Below are 21,714 nucleotides of genomic sequence, written 5' to 3'. Positions count from 1 at the left end.
CTGTAGTATCTTTGGTGAACAGGATTATTTTTCTAATGTAGACGATTCCCAATATGGAAAAACATCAGACACATTTTATACGTTTACATGTAAAACCAAATGTTTTGTTTACAATGGAAATCCTTTAAATGTAAATAATATTGAGAATATTATGGTACCGGATTTTACAGACAGTAAAAATACGGTATATAATGAATATGATCCACGTCTCGCAGTTCAGAATGGTATTATATCTGAAGAATTACGTTTAATATACTTGTATTTATTAAATCAGATTTCACTCAATGACATTATTCTCATAAAACAAAAAATATATGGAAAGAAAGCAGACTTGGTATTGATATGTGAGAAGAAAGGGATATTGATAATAAACATCTGCAATAGTTTTTTAACAAAATCAGATGTATTTGATGATGTTAACGAAGAGAATGAACTCGAAGAGAATGATATTAATCCAATTGAGGACGAAAATAATATATTTATAAAAGACATCGTAGAAACACGTCTTGAATTTTTTAGACAAAATGAATTATTATTCAAGAAAGCAGAAGAGGATAAGAAGAATTATTCATTGGTAAAAACTGCTATTTTTTTTACAGAAAATACGACTGAGGAGATAAAAGAAATATTTGAAAAAGAAGATACTAAATTTATTTCTTTGTTAGGTAAGGATGTCATAAATAATAAAACAAGAATGATGTCTGCATTAAATTGGTTGAATTTAAATCAAGAGCGTGAGTCTTTCGATAAGCAGTTGTTTTATAGTATATTAAAAGAATTAACACCCAAATGGCATTCTTACAGACAAGGTAAATCTATAAATTTAACTACGATACAAAGGAATCTTTCACAAAGTATAGCTAAAAGGAAACAAAAAATTAGCGGTGTTGCAGGGGCTGGTAAAACTCAAGTTCTTGCAACTAGGGCTGTAAACGCTCAAATTAGAACTGGTGGTAATATACTTATTTTGACATACAATAAAACTTTATCCAACTATTTACGATATCGCATCAATGAAGTAAGAGCAGATTTCTATTGGAACAAGCTACATATTAGTCACTATCACCATTTTTTTAAGGAACAAGCTCAAACTATTGGAAAACATGTATATTTTAATTCATTTGATGATACATACTTTTTTGATGGTAAAGAGAATGAAATAGATCATTTTGATGCCATATTTATAGATGAAGTTCAAAGTTATAAAAGTGAGTGGCTTCAAATTCTTTATAATAAATTCCTGAATGAAAATGGCGAATTTGTTGTTTTCGGAGACCCTAAACAGAATATATATAATAGAGAAATTGATTCGAATGGAGATATTCGTATAGGAGTTATTGGAGGAGAATGGAATCGACAATTAAGTAAATGCCACAGATTTGCAAACAACCAATTGACAAGTTTAGCCAAGAAATTTCAAAATGATTTTGGCTTTATAAATGCTGACAATTTTGAAAAAGCAGAATTGCTCCAAGATGGTATGTTTACTTGTTTAAAGTACATGTATAACAATTCAGAAATAAATATAAATAAGTTGGTGCAAATTATATCTAGTATATTAAGAATTGAAGGCTTTGATGTCAATGAGACTGTAATCTTAGGCCAAAATTCTATTATCCTAAAAGACATAGAATACAGCTATCGGAAAACAACAAATGAGCCAACCATAACAACTTTTATACCAATAGATGAAAAAAATAAATTAAAGGATGACACAGTAAAAAAGTTGAAATTCACTATGATGGATAGAGGATTAAAATTCTCAACAATTCATAGTTTCCAGGGATGGGACGCTGCAAATGTAATTATATTATTACAACCTGAGGGTGATGGTAACGGTTATACAATAAATAGTTCACTAAATAAACCAGAAGTAATATATACGGCTATAACGAGATCAAAGCAAAATATAGTAATTATAAATAATGGAAATACGTTATATCATAATTTCTTTAAAAGGAATATGATTAATGAGGACTACACAAATAAATAGAAAAATAATGGATAATATATATGGAAACCAGTGTGGAAGCGATAATGCTTTCACCAGGAAAGCAAGGCTCCTCCAGTCCATGTACAGAGTGGAGATAGGTGAAGAGGAAGGATTCGGACCTACAAGAGCCTCCAAGCGGAAATACGGGAACATGATCAGTGGTGGTGAAGTGTCCGGAAAGAACTTCCTGATGAAGGAGACTTTCGAGTATGCCAAGGTAAGAGTGGCCAACAAAAGGGAAAATGAGACGATAGACGGGTTCAGGCTGTTCAACAATCTGCTTTCGAGCCAGCCGATGGCATTCAACCTGTTCCATCCCCTGATGTTGCTGTTGAAGCAGGATCCGGTAATGGTTACGCTTGCCGTGAGGTCGGTCTTCAGGAACTTCCCAGTATTTGAGGTGACGGAAATCGGTCTGGAGTTTATTCCTACACCGATTGACAAGTACACGAATGATAAGTCTGCCATGGATGCGTATATCCGATTCGTGGATAATAAGGGCGGCAAGCATATCATCGCCATCGAGACGAAATATACGGATGTGCTCGGAGTGAACGAGGCCAGCCGTTGTGAGGAGCAGAAGCAGATGCTCGTTGATACCGGTCTGTTCAGTACGGACTTTGAGGAGCTGTTGATGGGAGGTAAAGTAAAACTTACGCAGATTTACAGAAACCTTTTGCTTACAGAACGGTACAGGATGGTTGAAGGACTGAAGGATTCGTATTCAGTAGTGCTTTCGCCAAAGGAGCATCCGTCAACCGAAGAGGAAATCAGGTCGGTTACGGAGTTCCTGAAGCCGGAGTATGCCTATAAGCTGAGTGCTGTTACTTTGGAGGATTTTGTGGATGCGATGATACAGTATCTGCCGGAGTATTATGCTCATGTCTATGAGAGGTTCAGGGGGAGATACTTAGAGTTTGGGAAGGTGGATATAGAACTATATCAGAACAGATAAGAAAAAGTAATAATATGTTACATAGTACATACGCACATAAATATACTTATGAGGATCCTAAAACTTCCTCTGTTTTCGAGAACCTTATGTTGTTGCCAGATAATGTATTTTGGCACATACTAAAGTCTTCTTGTTTCTATAATGAAAGAATGTTGGTTAATTCAGGTAAATTATTATCTTATGAGTTTTGGTCACATTGGGATAATACTGGTACAGATAACAATACTTATGTAGAGCCTGATTTATTTATACGTTTTGAAGAATTTGATGTAATTATTGAGGCGAAATACGGAGATTATGGTGGTCAGTATTTGAAACAATGGACTCAGGAATTAACAGCATATGATAATGAATATGGAAAAGAAGAAAAGCCTGTAATATTCATTGCAGTAGGAGGTAATATGTCAATGGATATTGAAGAGATAAAGGTACGTAGTAGAAATCATTTAATTTTCAAATGCAATTGGCTTTCTTTGTTAATAGCTACGAACAAATATAGAAGCGAATTGAAAAGGATTAGTGTTCCTGATATGAATATTTCAGCTACACTGCGTTTACTTGATAATATAATACTGGCCTTCAATATAAATGGTGTGTATAATATAGACTGGTTCAATACCATGGCAACGGAAAAGAATATAATAAATTCATCTTCAATAGATAACTTAAAAAAATACTTTACGATATGAAAAAAGAGATTGACAATATATTCGTTGATGTAAGAAATGCATTCAGACTGCTTTCAAGATACCAGAAACGTATACTTAACATAGTAAATTATATCAGAGAACAAACACCATATACTGATATGTGGGGAAGCAAGAACTGGTATAGTGACGAGATTAAAAATAGAAGGAACAGCCCAGACAAGGAATATGCAAAATTGAATGTCTTTAAGGATATGTGGGGGCTAGACTTTCTGTATGGTCATTTCTTTGAGTATTATTTCGGAACTATAAAAATAGGGAAACATACTATAGAAATGTCAGTATTCCAGGTTTCGGATGATGGATATTTTATATCCAATGATGAGAATAAGCATATGACAGATGTTTCTTCATATGCCAATTCTGAAGTGTCGCATTCATATATAGTATTCAATGTTTCTGTATATACTACCAAATTCTCACAATTATGGTTAGGTGATCCGAATCGACCAAATGAATCACAAAAAGATTTCTTGACTCGTTTTTTGGAGTCATCAAAAGATACAATTATAACTTCAACAGATAAGGAACATACCATTTTAAAGAAATATGAGATGCAACGCTTTGCATCACAATCAGAGACGGATAAGGTAATATCAGATTTTGCTAAACTTGTGAAGGACAACACGGGTGTAAAATTCTTTAAGGAGAATTTTTATAGAAGTGATGTCTTATGAAGAAGTAACTCTTATTAACCTCCATAAAAATAAATAGTGAACTTTTGCTAATCAACATACTGAGTGCTGTTTCTTTAGAGGATTTAGTGGATGCTATGATACAGTATCTTCTGGAGTATTATGCTCTGGTTTATGAGAAGTTCAGGAGAAGATACCTGAAGTTTGGAAAGGTGAATTTGAATTTGTAATATAAGTATGAAATCTTTAGTAAAGCTAATATGATGAAAGGAAAAGATAAGTTTACATCTGCTGAAATATTAGAACTAAGAGAATTGATAGCAGAACGTCAAAATGCTTCAAGAAATTATCAAAAACAATTACGTAACAGAATGCGTAAAATAGGTTTCTTCGGAAGGGATGATTGGGGAATAATAGATTGTACTCTTGAAGATTTAGATGAACTCATTGATACCGAGAGAATAAAGATTATAGATAAGATAACATCTACAATTATTACTGACAAGAGTAAAAGTAAGAACGCCATTATTAACCAAGAAATTAATAAAAATATAGATTCAAACTGGATTAATAGAATCGATTTTGGGAAAATAGAATCGCTTAAAAATGAAGGATTTTATGGATTTGTTTCAGTTAAAAGTTTATTGAATAATCATTCGCAAATACCTACAACAAGAGGAGTATATATGGTTTTGCGTACTATTATGGATGAACCCATTTTCTTGGAGAAAGGTAGTGGTGGATATTTTAAAGGAACAGATCCTAATGTAGCAATAAAAATTTTACAGGAAAAATGGGTTTATAATACACCTGTGGTTTATATTGGTAAAGCTGGAGGTAAAAAGAATAAAACGACATTAAGAAGTCGAATATTGCAATATCTAAAATTTGGACAAGGTAAACCTGTCGGGCATAAAGGTGGACGTTATATTTGGCAGCTAAATGATTCAGAAGAACTGTTATTTTGCTGGAAACCTTTACCAACAGATGAGTCGGAAGATGTCGAATCAATGCTGATTTCAGAGTTTAAACATCAATATGCAGGGAAAAGACCTTTCGCAAATCTGAATAAATAAAATAAAATGTGCAGGGTAAAAAGCATAGAATCCATATTTGGCTATGCTTCCCTGTACAAACCCTCTTTTCCCATTATAAAGATATAATATCATGCAAGCCATTACAGCGCCAATAACCCCATAGTGAATCATCAAAGCAAATGTGCTAAAAAATTGCATACCTCTACTATATGGGAAAGAGTGACCATATACATTAAAAAGATAAAATATAACGATAACAATAATCCCTCTCCATTCATAATCCACTCCAAGCCATGAAGCGATTCCGGCCATGCCAAGTGTCCAAAGAAATCCAAGTACCATACTACGTTGCAGAAGATTTTCAAGAACCATAAGCGTGGCCACACCCAAGGCAAGCGTAAATATAACATTATGTGTCCCGTCAGCACCATTCAGCAGATACCAGGGTATTTCACTGATTACGGCAAAGCCCAGCAGAGTAAAGAAATACCTGTACCTGCTTCTGGTATGAATAAACCCTTCCGCTATCAGGAAGGCAAACACTGGAAAAGCGATGCGCCCGATACAGCGCATCGTTTCGTATAATACGGTACCGTGCTCCATCAGATAGAGAGCAATATGGTCTATCACCATGCAAATCATGGCAATGACTTTCAGGGCACTGCCGCTAAGTCCGAATGCCGGTTTTAAGGTCAGATTCATAGGCTATGTGTTTAACTTATACCGAGAAGTTCCTTTACCATATCCTCCACTTCCTGGTTCACACGCTTGAAGTTACGGTTGAGCAGGATTTCCTTCTCTTTGTCGTTTTTGAACTCATAGATTTTAGGAAGAGGAACATAGTGCTTTTCCTCGTCCTTAATCTTCTTCATGTCAAAGTGCGTCTTGCAGAAATACTTGGTTGTCTTGAACTCTTCCGACTGCTCGATGTCAAAATGGTCAAGGATACTGTCATCGGTAGCCGTAAAGTCACGTGCAGCCTGTCCGGCCAACCAGCCTGTTGCCATATCCGCAATCTTGGCTGCAGGAACCAGAAAGTCCATCTTCTCAGAGATTGTGGTTGATACCTTGTGGTCGTTGATGGAAATGGAACGTGAAGTCTGCTTTGCCTTTCCGAACACATCATTTTGTGCCCACTCCAGCGTCTCCTTGTTACGTGCCGCACCCATGAAGATATTACCGCAGGTGGTGATAATCTTCTGCATACCGACCTTGCCGTAGTCAGCCTCCAATTGCGGCAGTTCCTGGAAACCTAAAGTTACGGCAACCTTGTTGGAGCGTGCCGTACCGATAAGACGGTCTATCTTGTGAAAGTACAATGTCGGAAGCTCGTCCACTATGATGCTCACCGGAATGTTACCCTTTGAGTTCACCCTTGTAATCAGTCGGTTCAGAACCAGTGCATTGAGCGAGCCGATAACCTGTTCCTTTTCCGGGTCATTGGCAATCACCAGATAGCTCGGATTTGCCCTGTCAGAAATCTTCAGGTCGAAATCATCCCCGGTGAATACCCAGTAGGCTTCCGGAGAAACAAGACGTGCAGCGTTCACACGAAGCGTACCGACCATACCTTCCAGCTGGTCATTCGCCTTGTTCTCATAAGCACTCTTGAAAGGAGCCATCAGCGAAGCAATCCTGTCATCCTGCATCAGGATATTGAATACCTGGTCGTATGGCCTTCCCAAGAATGAAAGCACATGCGGCATGTCAGAGAACTCACCGGTTACGGTATCCGGTTCCACCTCATTGCCATGCTCGTCCTCATACCAGCACCTCTGAATCAGAATCTTCCTGCCGGTTCTGTCCTTATAACTGTATCCGTTCAGGTCCACAAACATACGGTCCTCGTCAGTCGATACGTCATTGCCGTTCTCATCTACGAAGTCAAGTACCACATTGCCATCCTTGTCGATGGCATTGAAGTCATCCCAGTTGCGTATGACAATCTCCAGTTTCTTTCCCTCCAGTGATATGAAACGCTTCAGTTTCCTGCCGTTCCTGAATCCGACCGGATGGAAGTTTACAAAGAAATAAATGATGGCAGCCAGGAAGTTTTCCGCAGAGTTGGTGAAGAAGGCTTCCGAACCGCCCTTCTTCTCTCCACCTCCCTTGTTGAGTGAGGCCAGCAGAGTAGCCGCCGTTTCAGAAGCAGCAGCTAGGTCCGGGATATATTTCCGCTGAATCGGATTGATACGGTTTGAGTATTCCACATCGGTAAAGTTGATGGTACGGAATCCGCAGTTCTGAGGCAGTTTGCCTGCCTTGCGGTTTTTGCAGTACTGATAGAAAAGCGTCTTGGCCAGTGTCGGGTACTTGAAATCATATACCATCATGGCAAATCCCTTTGCTGAATGCTGCCTGATGAACGGGTCAATGATACCGAAAGACTTACCCGAACCCGGCGTACCCAGTACAATCGTGCCACGGAAAGGATTGATGATGTTGATCCATCCCCTGTGCATCTTTTTCTTCCAGTAGTATATCATCGGAATGTTCACCGAGTAATCATTGCTGACCAGCGTTTCCGACTGCTGGAACGATTCGTTCTCAAAGTTGAAACGGTCCTCACCAACCTTGTAGTTGTAATACTTGGCAATCCCGTCCAGTCCCTGATGCACCAGCATGGTACCCACTACCGAACAGACCGCATATAGAAGACGGTTGGCCGGAAATCCCAGCCAGCTGAACCCGAAACTCATGCCGTGGAATACAAAACAAAGCCCTACAAGTGTCAGACCGGCCAGTACCGGATAGATGACCATTGTCCTTATATTGAACTTCAGGGACTTTTCTGCTTTTGTACCGATACAGACAATACAGATGCATATCAGTTCGGCCACCTTGCATCCCGATACGGAATTGAATACCCTGAACCGTGCCAGCAGGTCGAGTACGAACTGCGTAACCCTGTTGTCTGCCGTAACAGGCAGATTCATGATGATTTCAATAATAAGAAAGATATAGATGCAACTCCTGAAATAGTTGTACATCTGCTGTTGTTCCCTTGTCTCCTCAAATGCCATACGCTCTAACTGTATATGAATTTACTAAAATGGAACCTTTATACCCAACAGCAGACCGTTGCGGAAAGTATCCCCATGCAGGAAGTTCACATTGTTCTTCTGTATGACAGAGAACTCCAGTCCGCTGCGGAACACATAGCTGTATTCAAATCCGGCCTCCAGTCCGAAGAAGAATTTCTTCTGTACCGCACCGAACTGAGGCCCCAGACGAAGGCGCATCATGCCGTTCTTGTACCGTGCCAGACGGTGCTTGTAAACGATACCTCCATCCCAGAAATATCCTTTCCAGAAATTGTGACATACCGGTTTCTGCCAGTGATTCCCGACCTCACCGTATACTTCGACCGCATTTCCGTATGAAAGCGGATACTCATAACCCAAAGTGGCATTCAGCGTACTTGGAAAAAGGAATCCGGCATTGACGGAAACCTTTCCGGTCTGTGCCGATGCACCGATGAATGCAACCGGGCAAAACAGAATGAACAGAATCTTCTTCATGGCCTATCTTTTTATGGAATGATCAATATAATAGTAGGGGTAATAGTCGGCACCGTCAAGAATATCCGAGTCGAAGCCGTCCGCATTGAGAATGTCCTCATACTCTATGGTGAGTACCACCACACGTCCGCTTATCTGGTTCTCGGAAATCTCCAGACGGAGCACCTTCTCTTCAGGGAAAGTCAGCTTCGGAATCACAAGCACGTTCCTGTAGTCTTTCTTGAACTTACGGGTGTTGTTCATGGAGAATACCGGAGTAAGCTCTATGGTCTGTGAGTTAGTTGCCTTTGTTTCCTTTTTGTCAGTAAGTTTTACTCTTATCTCCTCAATGTCGTATGCAATTCTGGTCCTGTTCTTCAACGTATAGTCCAGAAAGAAATAGTCACCGATGGAATAGATATTGTTGATGTGTGCCCTGATTCCGTTTTTATTGGATACAATCTGGTTGAACTTTCTCCTGCTTCCATAGACAGCCCAGGCATATCGTGCAATCTCGGCCATCGGCATGGAAACCTCCGGATTGATATAGGACTGTGTCTCATTGTAGGATACATTGTAGATGGTAGAAGCATATTTGGGTGATTCGGTATAGAGGATGTCATACTGTGCGATATGACGCTCACCGATAATGGTGAGTGTACCCAGTAGTTCGTTTTCGCTGTAACCTTCAGATGATATGGAATCATTCTCCAGATAAGGCTTGATGCGGACGATATTGTCCGTACACTGGTTGCCTATAATTTTAGTAGTGGAAATATCCACCATTTTGATGTTTTCCGGCATGACAATGTGCGTGGTCACTTCCCGGTTGATGTATATCTTCTCGTTAGCCGACAGATGTACGGCTATGCCTGTGATAAGGCATATTATCAGAAAAATTCTGGTTTTCATATTCTACTATTATATTTTGATGATGACATTAAGATTTATATTGAAAAACTGCACTTATCTTGCATCCTCCGAGTTTATCAGATAAACGATGGTATTGTACTTGATTTTCGCCTTGTTCTTTCTGATATTGGAAGATATGGCAGAAGTTGCAGAGTTATACATGTTCTGCAGCGACTGGAGTGCAATGGCCTCCGTAGAAATACCTGTACCGTAACCGTCACTGGATTCAAAATTTATATTCTGCTGTACCGTATTGGAACCTGCATCCTTCATGAAATCCCTGAAAGCCGATTCAGGAACATAGAAGCCTTCCATACCGTCATTGTCAAAAACCGAAAGTTTAACCTTTATGAATCTGTCGCCGACAAGAATACTGGTTATGGAAGCCCTGACACGCTGCTGTCCGAAACCTGTCACTGTACCATAGAGGTAAGTACCCTTTTTCAGCTTTGTACCGCTTACCGTCACATCGTCCAGAAGCTTGAACCGCAGACGTGTGCCTTCATGCGCCTTTGTAGTCTGGTCAATCATGGCACGTATCAGCTTGTTCTCGGCAAATTCATCCGGAGCAGTAACCGTATTGAACCTGTCGGCATTGGTGTCATCAGACTTGATTACCAGACTCGGACGGTTGCGTTCCCTTTCCTCCTGACGTACTCTGGCTATGGAATCAGCCCTGTGCTTTCTTTCCGCTTCCTCTGCTTCCGGGTCTTTGATACCTAGTCCGCTTTCAATGGCCTTCTGCCGTTCATAGCTCCTTCGCTGAATCTCTTCAAGGTCACGTGCAAACTCATCCTGTGAGGAATATCCCATACCTCCGTAACCCGTTTCACTGTTTTCCGAAGGACCGTTTCCGTAAGCATATGCATTGATATGCTTTCTTGATTCGGCAAGGGAACGCTCCAGTTCTTCAAGTTCCCTCTGCTGTCGCTGTCTTTCAGCTTCAGCTGCATCCAGACGGTTCAGCTCTTCCTCGCTGTAGCCGTGTTCCAGTTCCTCCTTCTTCTGTTCTTCCTCCCCGATACCGCTTACGGCTGTGAAGGCATCCTCGTCACCGAAACGTCTGGACATTTCATACATCTTGTCTCCGGCTTCCTCGGCATTGGCCTGGGGAAGCTCCATGTTGATACGGTCTGTAGCTACTGTTCCGGCAGTCTCCTCACCGCCGGAGAAAGTCTGCATCACAAAGTATACCAGTGCGCACAGCGGAACGAATATGACCAGCGGAAAGATATACTTGGGCTGTTTGAAATTAATCTTAATCATGGGTTATCATTGTTTTTAATGGATTTGACTATATTTTCCAGCTGCCGGTATTTGAGGATGATCCGCAAGGAATCCTCACGGCTCTTTATAGGTATGGCAATCATGGAGTCCAGTTCATGACGCAGTAACTGTCCCTTCACCGTCATGTCCGTCAATACACTGCGGTGAATGTCCTTGTTTGCCTGGATGGTACGGAATCCCTGAAACACCGGTTCCATTGCGGCTATCGAACTGACATCTGGCTCACTCTGTTTTCCGTTGCCGGAATCTATGGCAACGGTACTGACAAGTAGCAGAAGCAGTGTCCCTGCCACACCTGCGAATGTTGCTTTCGGATGCTTTGCCGCCCATCTGTTGGCCAGTCTTATCCTTGCAGCCAGACGGTATCTTGCTCCGATGATACCCAGTTTGGGTTGTAACCACGACCTGACAAGCAGATGCGTTTTCAGACGGCTTTCCTGTATCTTTTTTCTGAATGATTTCATAATATCAGTATATCAATAGTCCAAATCCCTGTTTTCAAGAGTCCTCCAGCCGGTAATGAGCAGACCGTGCGGATTGTTCCTTGTCCTCGGTACGGACTCGATGTAACCGGTTGTCACCATCGAGCGTCTGATGTCCCTGGTCCTGCGCTTGATAAGCTGCGTACCGTAATAGGTAAACTTCCGTTCATGTTCGTCAAACTGAATGGAGTCACACATGATGGTGCAGACAGCCGAAGAGGAGATGATGTCCGAGTAGAAACCGTTCTCGTCCATGGCCTGTTTCTGTTTCAGTGCAGTCCCGTCAGCCATATACATTGCTTTCCCTACCGTCCATTTGATATAGTCGTTGTCGGGCGGCAGGTTGAAGAAATACTGGTGGAACAGCTGTATGTGCGCCTTAGCCTCCATGGTGAAGTTGGCTTCCAGCCGTGCACGCTCGGCAAGAAACGGAATGTCTCCGTCAAGTACATAAATCTGCTGCCTTTCCTCATTGACCAGGGAAATGCAGCACCAGACCGTAAAGGCACAGATGACGGTGCAGCCTCCGATTACCGCAAATACCGTCATCATGGCCAGTCTGGTTTTCTGTGCAAGTGATTCAATAAGCATATTGTAAAAAGATTTGAAGTTATTTGACTAATGATTTGACAGCCGAACCGGCTCCCTTCATGGTTGAACCTGCTGCACCTCCGGCCATGGCACCTGCAGTAGTGGTGATACCCATTGCAGCCGAACCGGCAACGGAACCCGTACCCGAGCTTACACCTCCCGGAATCAGCCATGAAGCCACTTCAGGAACGAAGCGTATGATATAGGCACCCACGAGCATACCCATGGCATACATACAGTTGGAGCCTATTCCCTGCAGTCCCAGTGCGCCAATCTGTTCCCAGGAGTTTACCGAGCCATGAAGCAGATGGTCGTATGCTACCAGATCCTGCTGCAGGTTATAAAGAAGGATGAAGTCTATATAATAGATGCACATATAGGTCACGAATCCCCATAACGAGAGGGAAAGGAACTTGGACATCCACTGGCTCCAGGCCGAGTTCCATGGCGGTGCCAGCGAGAGAGCAAACATGATCGGACAGAATATCATCATGATGGCCATGAAAATCCTCTGTGCCACGAGTATCCCGTAATACGACATCTGGAAAATCAGTTCTCCGACAAAGCGTATTACATCGTTTATCCATTCACTGACCTTCGTCTCAGCCGCCACGGCAGCCCTCTGGGCGTAGTTGTTGATGGTCGAGCCCAGATTCTCCACATTATATATCAGCTTGTCCCACCAGGCAGCATCCTGACCGATTTCGGCCACCTGCTTTGCCGTGGCTATGGAGTCCTGCACGGTTCTCAGTCTGTCAAGATATTCACTCTGTTTCTGTGCCACCTTCAGCTCGAAGGCCGCCACTTCCTTGTTCTTTGCCTTGGCCATAGCCCATGTAGCGGATTCCAGACTCTTTCCCGGAACCTGCAGAGCCGAGCATATCCATGAAGAGGATGAAATACACAGGGAAATGCCGATGATGCGCAACAGCTTCATGACATCCATGCCACGCCTTCCGAGCATCATCATCCAGCATTCGTATGAACCGACACACAGGGCCAGGCACAGGCCGAGAGCCTTTGCCATTGAAACGGCATCACCGAGAACAGCCACATTGGGAAATGTCTCCATGGCCGTCAGCAGCTTTTCCAGACTTTCGTCAATGGCCGGAAGTCCTATTGTCAGCGGAATAAACAGTAAATTCATGATTGACTATATTATTTGTTTAATATTATTACTTGAATTACTATCAATTATAGAGAGTGTCTAATAGTGTGTTGCAGCAACGGCACAAAGGTGTGCAGTCCTGTTGACCAGTTCTGCCATCCTGGATTTGGCTTCCTCGTATGCCTTCTGCCGCTTGGCATTCTCCAGTCCATAGCCGACACCGGTTTTGTGTATATAGGCTATATCTGTACAGAGAATTTCATTCTGGCGGCTCAGCTCGTCCACCTGATAGCGGAGCTTGCCGTCACTCTTCTGCATACAGTAGAGCAGTCCGTCCGTGATACAGTCCTGCATACGGTTGAACTCGTCCTTGTAAGTGGCATACATCAGGTCAACATTTCTGTCAGCTTCCCTTGCCAGTTCTTCCTTATACAATTCCTCGATATATTTGCGCTCACTCTCCACTTTCTTGATTTTCTGTCTCTGCGTCTCTTCAGCAGTCACACGCACCGGCATGATACGTTTTACATCAGACTTTGGTTCCTTGAAACGGACACGGAATCCGGAATTGAACCAGTCCCATTTCCAATACATTTCCGCACCTGAGTATTTCTTATGCAGGAAAAAGTAATACCAGTCAGGAGCAAAATCCCACGGACCGTTTTCCATAGACTTCCACTGCTTCTGCTTTTCACTGTCACTGACTATACTTTGGGCATTGGCAACAGTGACTGTACCTGAAACTGACATGCAGAACAGGCACAATAACATAATTCTAACCTGCATATCCCTGATTCCATTTATTGATTACACGCTCAGCTATCTCATTCTTCACATTGGAGTTCAGTATCTCCCAGATATAGTCCGGTTTCCATCCGCAGTCCGTGACAAGGAAACAGTACAGATTGGCATTGTCTATGATGTACCTTGCCCTGTCGATGGAAGCCTTCAGTGTCATTACCAGATTCAGTTTCTCATCCATGGAAGCCTTCATAAGGTTTATACTCGAAGCAGCTACGGATGCATATAGTCTGTAGCAGTGCTGTATCTCCCTTGATATTGCCACGTTGGCATCGGCATAATACCAGGCTACGAAAGGCTTCTTTGATACATGACTGAAAGTATTACCGGTAAAGTCCTTGTATTCCGTTACCAGCTGATACAGTGAGTTGGCCGTTGAAGAAATGGCACCGGCCAGTACCAGGTACGAATAGGCATTGTTCAGCCTTGTATCCCGAGTGGTACGGACATCATTGAACTTTTCCGCACCCTTCTCAATGAGCGACTGCTCGCCATAGCTTGTGGCCACTCTTGTCAGAGCCTTGTCCTCGTCCTTCTTTATGGCCTTGTGCAGGGCTATGAGTGCTTCGATAGTCGGCAGGTCTTTGGGTATTATGAAAGCGGAAGCCTTTACAGGCAGCAACAGCATTATAATACCGGCTGATATGATACTTATATTCCTGATTCTCATGACAGACACATACATATTAAGGGTTAATAATTTGAAGCAATCAGGCCGTTCCAGTCCTGTACAAGATGCCCCACATGATTCTTCATGGTCACCACATTTGCCCATCCTTCCGGGTCTATGGCAAAGAAGAGGTCGTTTGCAGTGGCATACTGTGCCATCAGAACCATCCCTTCCACCTTGTAGCGTATCCTGTTCAGGTCAGTATAGATACTGTTGGCCAATGTCAGCCTTTCATACCTGTCCAGCAGGTTGTAGCCGTCATCCTTTTTTTCTGCAGTTGCCTGTCCCTGCAACGGATTGGGAATTCTGGCATTGTTAACGATATTGACGAAGTTGCCGACCAACTGTTGGGTTTCCGCTACAAGATTGCCGAGCTCGTTCAGACAGAGCAGCCTGTTTGAAAATTTGGCCCTGTTTACCGTGCTGACAAGTACCGGAACATTTCGCAGAATATCCAGAGCGCACATGCCTATTTCCTTATAATAAATACTTTCAGTCCCGAAGCCGGATATGTTCTCCATACTCAGCTTGTAGAGTTCCTTCATGGTAGCCATACTCACCGTATAGAGTTCCACCTTCTGTTTCTTGGCAGCGATGGTATCCACACGCTGGTTGTGCTGTTCCTCGATAAGCTTCTGTGAAGCGGTATTGGCCAGGACAATCTTCAGGCAGTTGCGGTCGAATACGATTCTCCAGGCAGCAGACATATTGGCTGATGCCGATACCAGCAGTATCGCAATCAGCATGAATCTGAATTTTACCATAGTGACATAACTTTTTGATGTTGGTTGACTTTTCTTGCAAACTCCAGATACAGAAGCCCTCCATCCGCCTTGCGGTCTTCCTCGATACGGGTGATGGCCTCCTGCAGCGTACCGTACCGGGCAAGATAAATCTTCAGTGCCTCCTTCTCGGTACGTTCTGTAGTATATGCCCAGTAACATTCCGGTGCTTCCTCCACACCGTACACATCCGAGTGCTGTCCCCGGCAAATCCACACCTCCTTGAAGTAGCTTCTTCCCTCATAGTTGTTCAGCGCATTGATGGTGAAAATCTGCTGACGCTGTATGTCAGTGAGTCCCAGAATGGCTGCAATATCCTCGTACCTGTCCTTGAACTTGGTCTGGTCAAGCAGAATCTTCACATCCGAGTTGTTGATGATGGCCTCCTTCACGATAGGGGAATCAATCACGTCATTAAGCTCCTGTGTGACCACACCGGCTATTCCGTGGAACTTCCGGACGGTCTTATACAAATACTTTATATATTCCGCCATGGTAGGTGAAGCAATTGCCTTCCATGCCTCTTCAATGATAAGAGCCTTCCGTCCCTTTTTGATACGCATCTTCTGTAGGAACACGTCCATGATAATCAGTACCACAATCGGGAATAGCACCGGATCATCCTTTATTTTATCTATTTCGAACACAATGAAACGCTCGTCAAACAGGTTAATGTCGAGGTCGGAGTTCAGCGTCATCTCCAGTTCACCGCCACGGTAGAACTGTTTCAGTATGGCCGCAAAGTCATGTATATTGAAACTGATTTTCTCCAGCTGTGTAATCTGCGGTATGCGTTCCAGGGCAAACTCATAATAGGAATTGAACGATAGTTCCTGAACCTTCAGCCTGCGTTTCTGTTCCTCCATGTGGTCAATCTGCCTGTCTATCTTAATCAGCATGGAATTGTTATAAAGTTCCCTTTTATATTTTTCTATGATGGCAAGTGCACGTTCCTTTTCCGATTCTGTGGCAGCTTCATCATTTATCAGAGCAGTCAGTGAACGGCACTGTCGTATCAGCTTCAGACGGCGTACTTCGGAAGGCAGCAGCAGGGCACGGCTTTCAGCCTTCTCCTGAACCTCTTCCGTATTTATCTGCCTGTCGATGTCCTCCATGCTGTGCGTGTACTGTTCATAGTCATCCTCCATCTTGGCGGCAACCAGCAGTTTCTGCCTCAGTGCCTCACGCTCACTGTCGCTGAACCTTTCAAACGGATTGAAATAGGCCTCGTAATATTCCACGATGGTCTGGTTTATCAGCATGTCCTCAATCTTTGTAGGAAATGCGTTACCTTTGAATATCAGGAATATCAGCGATTTGAGGAAGTTCTTCTTCTCCCCGAAATTAAGCTCGTATTCCTCCTTCGTGACCTTGAACGGATTCATGGAAATGGGCTTCTCCTTCGAGTAGGCTATGTATGTACCATTGTAATATCCGCATATACCTTCGTAGGAATCACCCGTATCCACCATGACCACATCCGTATTCTGTTCCAGAAGCTGACGTACCACACTGTTCATGTGGAAGCCTTTATATATAGCCTAACATCCTGAGCCACAATACTTTCATAAAAACAACAAAATCTAAACGGTACAAATTTTGAACAAGAGGAAAATAGCCGTTCAAAGCACTCGGCAAAGAGAAAAAACTATGACAGGGGCAAAAAGCAGATTTAAGATTATTTATGAAAATATTTTGAGTGATTTTGGCTGATTGCTATCCACAGAGCGCATTTTTGATAAAAAGTACCACTCTCATCATCCATAAAGAGTGAGACGGTCGAGAAAGGAAAAGAGGGGAAATGAGTGCCATGCAGAAGGCTGCAAAAAGGGTCAAAAATGGGTGTCTTGTACCTTGGTTGTATCTCAGTCGGCATATATGGCTGATAAACAACGCAGGTTAATAATTCGGCGGCAATAGAATAGCGTTTGAAAGACGTATTCATTGTTTAGTAGTTTTCCTGATAAAATGTTAAATTTAGGGTAGTTAGATTAGTTTTTCTTCCAATTGTTTGGTTTTTTGGAATTGAATGCCTACCTTTGCATTGACAAATCCCGCTCGCTTCCCATAAGAACAGCGTACCCAGCGGGACATTTTTTAAATTGTAGGTATATGAAAGTTATAAAGAACAAGACAATAGATTTTGCAACCGCAGTTCAGGCTCCCGTCATTAACGGAAATAGAGCTGCACGGACAGGTTATGTCCGTTTGGTTCGCCTTATCACTGACGAGCCTGTTCCTCAACAAACTTCATTTACGGGAAAAATTGAGTTGAGGTAGGAATGGCTGTATATACAAAAGAATACGAATCCCAGCCAGAGGCTATTCTTACAAACGTCATTATCTGTCCAGCCGTAGATTTGTCGGCAAACGTGGCTGTTCCTGTTCATTGCCAAGTTGAAAATGTATTGTGGGACACAGGAGCGACCAATACATTGATTTCACAGGAAGTTGTAAATGCTTTAGGGTTACAACCGAAGAACAAGGCTCTTATTTCGAGTGCAGGAGGTGATGTCGAATCCTGGACTTACCTTGTTCATGTTATCCTTCCAACAGGAACAGCAGAGTTGAATGTTCAGGCTCTGCTTAACGACAATTCAGACTATGATGTGGTGATTGGCATGGATATTATAAATTCATGCGACTTCTGCTATACAAACAAAGACGGCAAAAGTACATTCTCCTTATGTCATCCAGCAAAGGAGAAAATCATTCTGAAATAAACCAGCCATAGGCTTTCTTTCAAGAAAGACATGTGCGACAACAATAATGACAGATGTGACATTCGCATCTGTCTTTTGCTTTTTACGCCAATAAGAGGCCATTTCCTTACACAAAATATACGAGATTTGAGCAAGAATTTAGTTAATTATGGTTAAATTTAAGGTTTATACATACTTTTCCATAACAAAATGAGGTTGTATTGAGATTTTCTTTGTACTTTTGCAGCGGACTATTATCGCCATGTTTATAGCCATTGAGGTTAGACGTGTTCTTTCGTGATGGCATACAAGGCAGCCTACGCCGTGCTGAGTATGGCGGAGTCATAATGACAAAGCGGTACAAAGCGGGCATTGGGTGGGAAAGATAGTCCAGACATAATGAAGGCGTTTACTAACGCTCTGTTTAAGACAGTCTGTAATCTAGCAAATTAACAGTTATCATAGTCTTGAGCAAAGCCAACGGTAGATGTCCCGGGTGTGATAATATCGCTCCTGCGGAGACCTGTAAGCACGGATTGTACCTTTTCGGGCACAACAATTGTTTATTATGGTCTCCTAATGGAAATGATTATTCATATCGGCGTGGGCTCTGACGTTGTCTGTTCAACTATGATAGGCAATTGCTAGAGCCTCAGACTGTGGAATAGACAACAGACGTTTCCACGCTCTTTTTATGTCTATATTGCTATTAACGAGCAACGACATATAAGCCGATATGAACGCATTGCTTAATGCGCATACCAAACGAGGTTGCGATTCACCTCCTCACATTGGATTTGCCTCCAATGTCTCCCCCGAAGCCCAAAGCTCACAAACAGGGGTGTCCTCGGAATATGTCCAGCAGGAAGGTTACAACTGGTTTGTTCTTCGTGCTACTTATAACAGGGTAAATGCAGCCGTAGAGAAAGCAAAGAAGAATGATATTAAGACATACGTGCCGATGCACTATGTACTAAAAGTGATTGCTGGGAAGAAGAAGCGAATACAACAGCCTCTTCTTCCCAACTTTCTTTTTATATACGCCACAAGGGAACAATCAGACAGTTTTGTGAAAAAGACAGTTGATGCCCCAATCTCTTTTATAAAATATTATTTGGATAAGACGCTTCCTCCAGAGGCAAACGGTAAAAATCCTCCGCTTATTATACCATACAATGCAATGATAAATTTTATCAAAGCAACAAGTACTGATAGTGAGCATGTACGCATTGTTACAGCGGAACAGTGTCACTATAAAAGTGGAGATAAAGTACGAGTAATAGCTGGTGACTTCAAGGGAGTGGTTGGAAAAGTTGCCAGAATAGCAGGACAACAAAGAATTGTTGTTGAGATCTCGGGATTGTGCCTTGTCGCTACTGCGTATATTCCTACTGATTTTATTGAGATTGTCAAATAATGCCGAAAGGCATATTGTTTAATTTAAATTTTTTATTTTATGAAGAAAAATGGTAAGAATGAAGAACTTCAGTCTCGTCGTGAGTTCTTTAAGAGAGCCGCTAAAGGTGCTCTGCCTATTTTGGCTGGTGCAGCTCTCCTGTCAAGTCCTATCTTGTCAGAAACTGCAAATGCAATGTCATGCGCAGGATGTAACAACCGTTGTATGAACAGTTGCTTCAACACATGTCATGGTACTTGTAGCAGAACTTGCTCCGGTACTTATAAATAAAGTTAAATCAAAGTGTTGCGGAATTAAGGATGACAAAAAAGAAATTGCCCGTTCGTTTTACGGGTCAGCACTTTACTATTGATAAAGTGCTAATAAAAGATGCAATAAGACAAGCAGATATAAGTAATCAGGATACGGTTTTAGATATTGGGGCAGGCAAGGGGTTTCTTACTGTTCATTTATTAAAAATCGCCAACAATGTTGTTGCTATTGAAAACGACACAGCTTTGGTTGAACATTTACGAAAATTATTTTCTGATGCCCGAAATGTTCAAGTTGTCGGTTGTGATTTTAGGAATTTTGCAGTTCCGAAATTTCCTTTCAAAGTGGTGTCAAATATTCCTTATGGCATTACTTCCGATATTTTCAAAATCCTGATGTTTGAGAGTCTTGGAAATTTTCTGGGAGGTTCCATTGTCCTTCAATTAGAACCTGCACAAAAGTTATTTTCGAGGAAGCTTTACAATCCATATACCGTTTTCTATCATACTTTTTTTGATTTGAAACTTGTCTATGAGGTAGGTCCTGAAAGTTTCTTTCCACCGCCAACTGTCAAATCAGCCCTGTTAAACATTAAAAGAAAACAGTTATTTTTTGATTTTAAGTTTAAAGCCAAATACTTAGCATTTATTTCCTGTCTGTTAGAGAAACCTGATTTATCTGTAAAAACAGCTTTAAAGTCGATTTTCAGGAAAAGTCAGGTCAGGTCAATTTCGGAAAAATTCGGTTTAAACCTTAATGCTCAAATTGTTTGTTTGTCTCCAAGTCAATGGTTAAACTGTTTTTTGGAAATGCTGGAAGTTGTCCCTGAAAAATTTCATCCTTCGTAGTTCAAAGTCGGGTGGTTGTCAAGATGATTTTTCTGGTTTGGTGTCGTCTTTTAAGCTGCCGCATAACGAAAAATGGTAGCCGTAGTTGCCGGATTTACAGCACTTTCGTATCAATTTAGCACTTCGGTTCGTTAAAAGCACCAAAGTATCAAGTTGGCACGAAAGCCGGCAATTATCGGCTACCATATGTTAGTGGCATTTATCATTTCATTATATTCATTTGCTTTAACGCATTTTTTGTTACATTAATTCTCGATGAAATAAAATCATCAACATTCAATCCGTCTGTCGGAATTACATTTGTTGCAAAAAAATAAACATTAGATTTTGTTTCAACATAACCAACAAACCAACCATTATATTTTTCTTCTATCGAACTTAATCCAGTCTTACCGCTTAAAATGTAATTTTCAGTTCGCTCAATTTCCATAATATTTTTGACAATCTTTATTGTCCTATCAGAAATTGGAAATTTTGAAAAATAGAATTTCCTTAAAAAGTCGATTTGTTGTTTTTGAGATATTTTTGAATTTCCTTCAAGCCAAAAATTGTCAATCGTTAAACTGTCAAAAATCATATTTTTATACTCAAATTTTTCTAAATATTCTTTCATTTTAATTGTTCCGATTTTCCTTGCAATTTCCTGATAGCAAGGAACACAGGAAATTCTAAAAGCATCTTTAAATGATAAATCTTTTTCCCAAATATCCATTTTTCTCTGCTCGCCATTCCATTTTAAAATAGTTGTATCATTTTCAATAATGCCTAATTCAACAGCAATTATAGAATTTGGAATTTTGAATGTTGATGCAGGTAATTTTCCGTTTTTAGCCCAATCAAAGTCATTTGAGTAAAAAGTATTCTTGTCGTTATCATAAATTAGAATTGAACCATTTACTTGAAAACTATCTAAAATTTTGTCAAAATCAGAAATTTCTGTTTCAATTATGTTTTTATTCGTTGTTGTGTTACAGCAAACAAATAAAAATATCATTGAAATAAAAACTACAAATAAAATATTTTTCATTTATTGTC

At 41.4% G+C, this 21,714-nt stretch carries 20 protein-coding genes and 1 pseudogene; 8 read left to right on the top strand and 13 right to left on the bottom strand.

The genetic code is table 11. The annotated features are described in order from the left end of the window. From DXD78_RS03645 to DXD78_RS21250, 5 genes are all read left to right on the top strand, one after another. A partial coding sequence (locus DXD78_RS03645) for an AAA family ATPase (RefSeq protein ID WP_158561366.1) occupies window positions 1–1,993 on the top strand: 1,993 nt, incomplete at its 5' end. Between the two features lie 7 nt (window positions 1,994–2,000). After that, window positions 2,001–2,948, top strand: coding sequence for a hypothetical protein (locus DXD78_RS03640; protein ID WP_117652528.1), 948 nt, complete (start codon window positions 2,001–2,003; stop codon window positions 2,946–2,948). A gap of 14 nt (window positions 2,949–2,962) precedes the next feature. Next, window positions 2,963–3,637, top strand: a complete 675-nt coding sequence (locus DXD78_RS03635; protein ID WP_117652527.1) for a hypothetical protein — start codon at window positions 2,963–2,965, stop codon at window positions 3,635–3,637. Continuing rightward, complete coding sequence (locus tag DXD78_RS03630; protein ID WP_024988870.1) at window positions 3,634–4,332, top strand: hypothetical protein; 699 nt, start codon at window positions 3,634–3,636, stop codon at window positions 4,330–4,332. The genes DXD78_RS03635 and DXD78_RS03630 overlap by 4 nt, the downstream gene beginning before the upstream one ends. Before the next feature lie 218 nt (window positions 4,333–4,550). Further along, window positions 4,551–5,366: a hypothetical protein gene (locus tag DXD78_RS21250; RefSeq protein WP_233534007.1), complete on the top strand. Its 816-nt coding sequence runs from the start codon at window positions 4,551–4,553 to the stop codon at window positions 5,364–5,366. Here the strand turns inward: DXD78_RS21250 and DXD78_RS03615 are convergent. The 12 genes and pseudogenes from DXD78_RS03615 to DXD78_RS03560 form a co-directional block, all read right to left on the bottom strand. Continuing rightward, window positions 5,310–6,029 (bottom strand): TraX family protein, encoded by a 720-nt coding sequence (locus tag DXD78_RS03615; protein ID WP_117652526.1) that lies wholly within the window; start codon window positions 6,027–6,029, stop codon window positions 5,310–5,312. The two genes, DXD78_RS21250 and DXD78_RS03615, sit on opposite strands and share 57 nt — an antisense overlap. Window positions 6,030–6,040: 11 nt before the next feature. Beyond that, complete coding sequence (locus DXD78_RS03610; protein ID WP_117652525.1) at window positions 6,041–8,350, bottom strand: type IV secretory system conjugative DNA transfer family protein; 2,310 nt, start codon at window positions 8,348–8,350, stop codon at window positions 6,041–6,043. A 24-nt stretch (window positions 8,351–8,374) separates the two neighbouring features. After that, window positions 8,375–8,848, bottom strand: a complete 474-nt coding sequence (locus DXD78_RS03605) for a hypothetical protein (protein WP_117652524.1) — start codon at window positions 8,846–8,848, stop codon at window positions 8,375–8,377. Window positions 8,849–8,851: 3 nt separating this feature from the next. Then, complete coding sequence (gene traN / locus DXD78_RS03600) at window positions 8,852–9,739, bottom strand: conjugative transposon protein TraN (protein ID WP_117652523.1); 888 nt, start codon at window positions 9,737–9,739, stop codon at window positions 8,852–8,854. 54 nt (window positions 9,740–9,793) lie between these two features. Next, window positions 9,794–11,005 carry a conjugative transposon protein TraM gene (traM, locus tag DXD78_RS03595; RefSeq protein WP_117652522.1) on the bottom strand — a complete coding sequence of 404 codons (1,212 nt, stop codon included), beginning with the start codon at window positions 11,003–11,005 and terminating at the stop codon, window positions 9,794–9,796. Further along, on the bottom strand, window positions 11,002–11,490 hold the full coding sequence (locus DXD78_RS03590) for a hypothetical protein (protein ID WP_117652521.1): 489 nt from the start codon (window positions 11,488–11,490) through the stop codon (window positions 11,002–11,004). Before DXD78_RS03590 ends, traM begins: the two co-directional genes overlap by 4 nt. A gap of 12 nt (window positions 11,491–11,502) precedes the next feature. Beyond that, window positions 11,503–12,099 carry a conjugative transposon protein TraK gene (gene traK / locus DXD78_RS03585; RefSeq protein ID WP_005649285.1) on the bottom strand — a complete coding sequence of 199 codons (597 nt, stop codon included), beginning with the start codon at window positions 12,097–12,099 and terminating at the stop codon, window positions 11,503–11,505. Between the two features lie 19 nt (window positions 12,100–12,118). After that, on the bottom strand, window positions 12,119–13,246 hold the full coding sequence (locus DXD78_RS03580) for a hypothetical protein (RefSeq protein ID WP_117652520.1): 1,128 nt from the start codon (window positions 13,244–13,246) through the stop codon (window positions 12,119–12,121). Window positions 13,247–13,306: 60 nt separating this feature from the next. Further along, a complete protein-coding gene (locus tag DXD78_RS03575; RefSeq protein WP_370448301.1) occupies window positions 13,307–13,957 on the bottom strand; it encodes a DUF5045 domain-containing protein in 651 nt (216 codons plus the stop codon). A 25-nt stretch (window positions 13,958–13,982) separates the two neighbouring features. Next, window positions 13,983–14,636, bottom strand: a complete 654-nt coding sequence (locus tag DXD78_RS03570; RefSeq protein ID WP_117652518.1) for a hypothetical protein — start codon at window positions 14,634–14,636, stop codon at window positions 13,983–13,985. A 65-nt stretch (window positions 14,637–14,701) separates the two neighbouring features. Continuing rightward, on the bottom strand, window positions 14,702–15,442 hold the full coding sequence (locus DXD78_RS03565; RefSeq protein ID WP_117652517.1) for a hypothetical protein: 741 nt from the start codon (window positions 15,440–15,442) through the stop codon (window positions 14,702–14,704). Beyond that, window positions 15,436–16,992, bottom strand: a pseudogene (locus DXD78_RS03560) (TraG family conjugative transposon ATPase); the annotation flags it as partial. The gene DXD78_RS03565 and the pseudogene DXD78_RS03560, both read right to left, overlap by 7 nt. Before the next feature lie 750 nt (window positions 16,993–17,742). On the opposite strand from DXD78_RS03560, the gene DXD78_RS03555 reads away from it, so the two are divergent. From DXD78_RS03555 to erm(F), 3 genes are all read left to right on the top strand, one after another. Further along, complete coding sequence (locus DXD78_RS03555; RefSeq protein ID WP_048316574.1) at window positions 17,743–18,183, top strand: retropepsin-like aspartic protease; 441 nt, start codon at window positions 17,743–17,745, stop codon at window positions 18,181–18,183. Window positions 18,184–18,898: 715 nt separating this feature from the next. Beyond that, a complete protein-coding gene (locus DXD78_RS03550) occupies window positions 18,899–19,579 on the top strand; it encodes a UpxY family transcription antiterminator (protein WP_049129570.1) in 681 nt (226 codons plus the stop codon). Between the two features lie 299 nt (window positions 19,580–19,878). After that, on the top strand, window positions 19,879–20,679 hold the full coding sequence (erm(F), locus tag DXD78_RS03540) for a 23S rRNA (adenine(2058)-N(6))-methyltransferase Erm(F) (protein WP_117652516.1): 801 nt from the start codon (window positions 19,879–19,881) through the stop codon (window positions 20,677–20,679). 202 nt (window positions 20,680–20,881) lie between these two features. Here erm(F) and DXD78_RS03535 read toward each other — a convergent pair whose 3' ends face one another. Continuing rightward, window positions 20,882–21,706, bottom strand: a complete 825-nt coding sequence (locus DXD78_RS03535; RefSeq protein WP_004295324.1) for a class D beta-lactamase OXA-347 — start codon at window positions 21,704–21,706, stop codon at window positions 20,882–20,884. Window positions 21,707–21,714: the final 8 nt, after the last annotated feature.

Source organism: Bacteroides sp. D20 (assembly GCF_003436255.1).
In the GTDB taxonomy this organism is placed as follows: domain Bacteria; phylum Bacteroidota; class Bacteroidia; order Bacteroidales; family Bacteroidaceae; genus Bacteroides; species Bacteroides uniformis.
The sequence above is the reverse complement of the archived record's forward strand: the minus strand, read 5'-3'. Positions and strand labels throughout refer to the sequence as shown.

Bases quoted from the DNA above. Each gene is read 5' to 3' on its own strand.
- DXD78_RS03640 (WP_117652528.1), top strand. From the start codon at position 2,001: ATGGATAATATATATGGAAACCAGTGTGGAAGCGATAATGCTTTCACC.
- DXD78_RS03635 (WP_117652527.1), top strand. From the start codon at position 2,963: ATGTTACATAGTACATACGCACATAAATATACTTATGAGGATCCTAAA.
- DXD78_RS03630 (WP_024988870.1), top strand. From the start codon at position 3,634: ATGAAAAAAGAGATTGACAATATATTCGTTGATGTAAGAAATGCATTC.
- DXD78_RS21250 (WP_233534007.1), top strand. From the start codon at position 4,551: ATGATGAAAGGAAAAGATAAGTTTACATCTGCTGAAATATTAGAACTA.
- DXD78_RS03615 (WP_117652526.1), bottom strand. From the start codon at position 6,029: ATGAATCTGACCTTAAAACCGGCATTCGGACTTAGCGGCAGTGCCCTG.
- DXD78_RS03610 (WP_117652525.1), bottom strand. From the start codon at position 8,350: ATGGCATTTGAGGAGACAAGGGAACAACAGCAGATGTACAACTATTTC.
- DXD78_RS03605 (WP_117652524.1), bottom strand. From the start codon at position 8,848: ATGAAGAAGATTCTGTTCATTCTGTTTTGCCCGGTTGCATTCATCGGT.
- traN (WP_117652523.1), bottom strand. From the start codon at position 9,739: ATGAAAACCAGAATTTTTCTGATAATATGCCTTATCACAGGCATAGCC.
- traM (WP_117652522.1), bottom strand. From the start codon at position 11,005: ATGATTAAGATTAATTTCAAACAGCCCAAGTATATCTTTCCGCTGGTC.
- DXD78_RS03590 (WP_117652521.1), bottom strand. From the start codon at position 11,490: ATGAAATCATTCAGAAAAAAGATACAGGAAAGCCGTCTGAAAACGCAT.
- traK (WP_005649285.1), bottom strand. From the start codon at position 12,099: ATGCTTATTGAATCACTTGCACAGAAAACCAGACTGGCCATGATGACG.
- DXD78_RS03580 (WP_117652520.1), bottom strand. From the start codon at position 13,246: ATGAATTTACTGTTTATTCCGCTGACAATAGGACTTCCGGCCATTGAC.
- DXD78_RS03575 (WP_370448301.1), bottom strand. From the start codon at position 13,957: ATGTCAGTTTCAGGTACAGTCACTGTTGCCAATGCCCAAAGTATAGTC.
- DXD78_RS03570 (WP_117652518.1), bottom strand. From the start codon at position 14,636: ATGCTGTTGCTGCCTGTAAAGGCTTCCGCTTTCATAATACCCAAAGAC.
- DXD78_RS03565 (WP_117652517.1), bottom strand. From the start codon at position 15,442: ATGGTAAAATTCAGATTCATGCTGATTGCGATACTGCTGGTATCGGCA.
- DXD78_RS03555 (WP_048316574.1), top strand. From the start codon at position 17,743: ATGGCTGTATATACAAAAGAATACGAATCCCAGCCAGAGGCTATTCTT.
- DXD78_RS03550 (WP_049129570.1), top strand. From the start codon at position 18,899: ATGAACGCATTGCTTAATGCGCATACCAAACGAGGTTGCGATTCACCT.
- DXD78_RS03535 (WP_004295324.1), bottom strand. From the start codon at position 21,706: ATGAAAAATATTTTATTTGTAGTTTTTATTTCAATGATATTTTTATTT.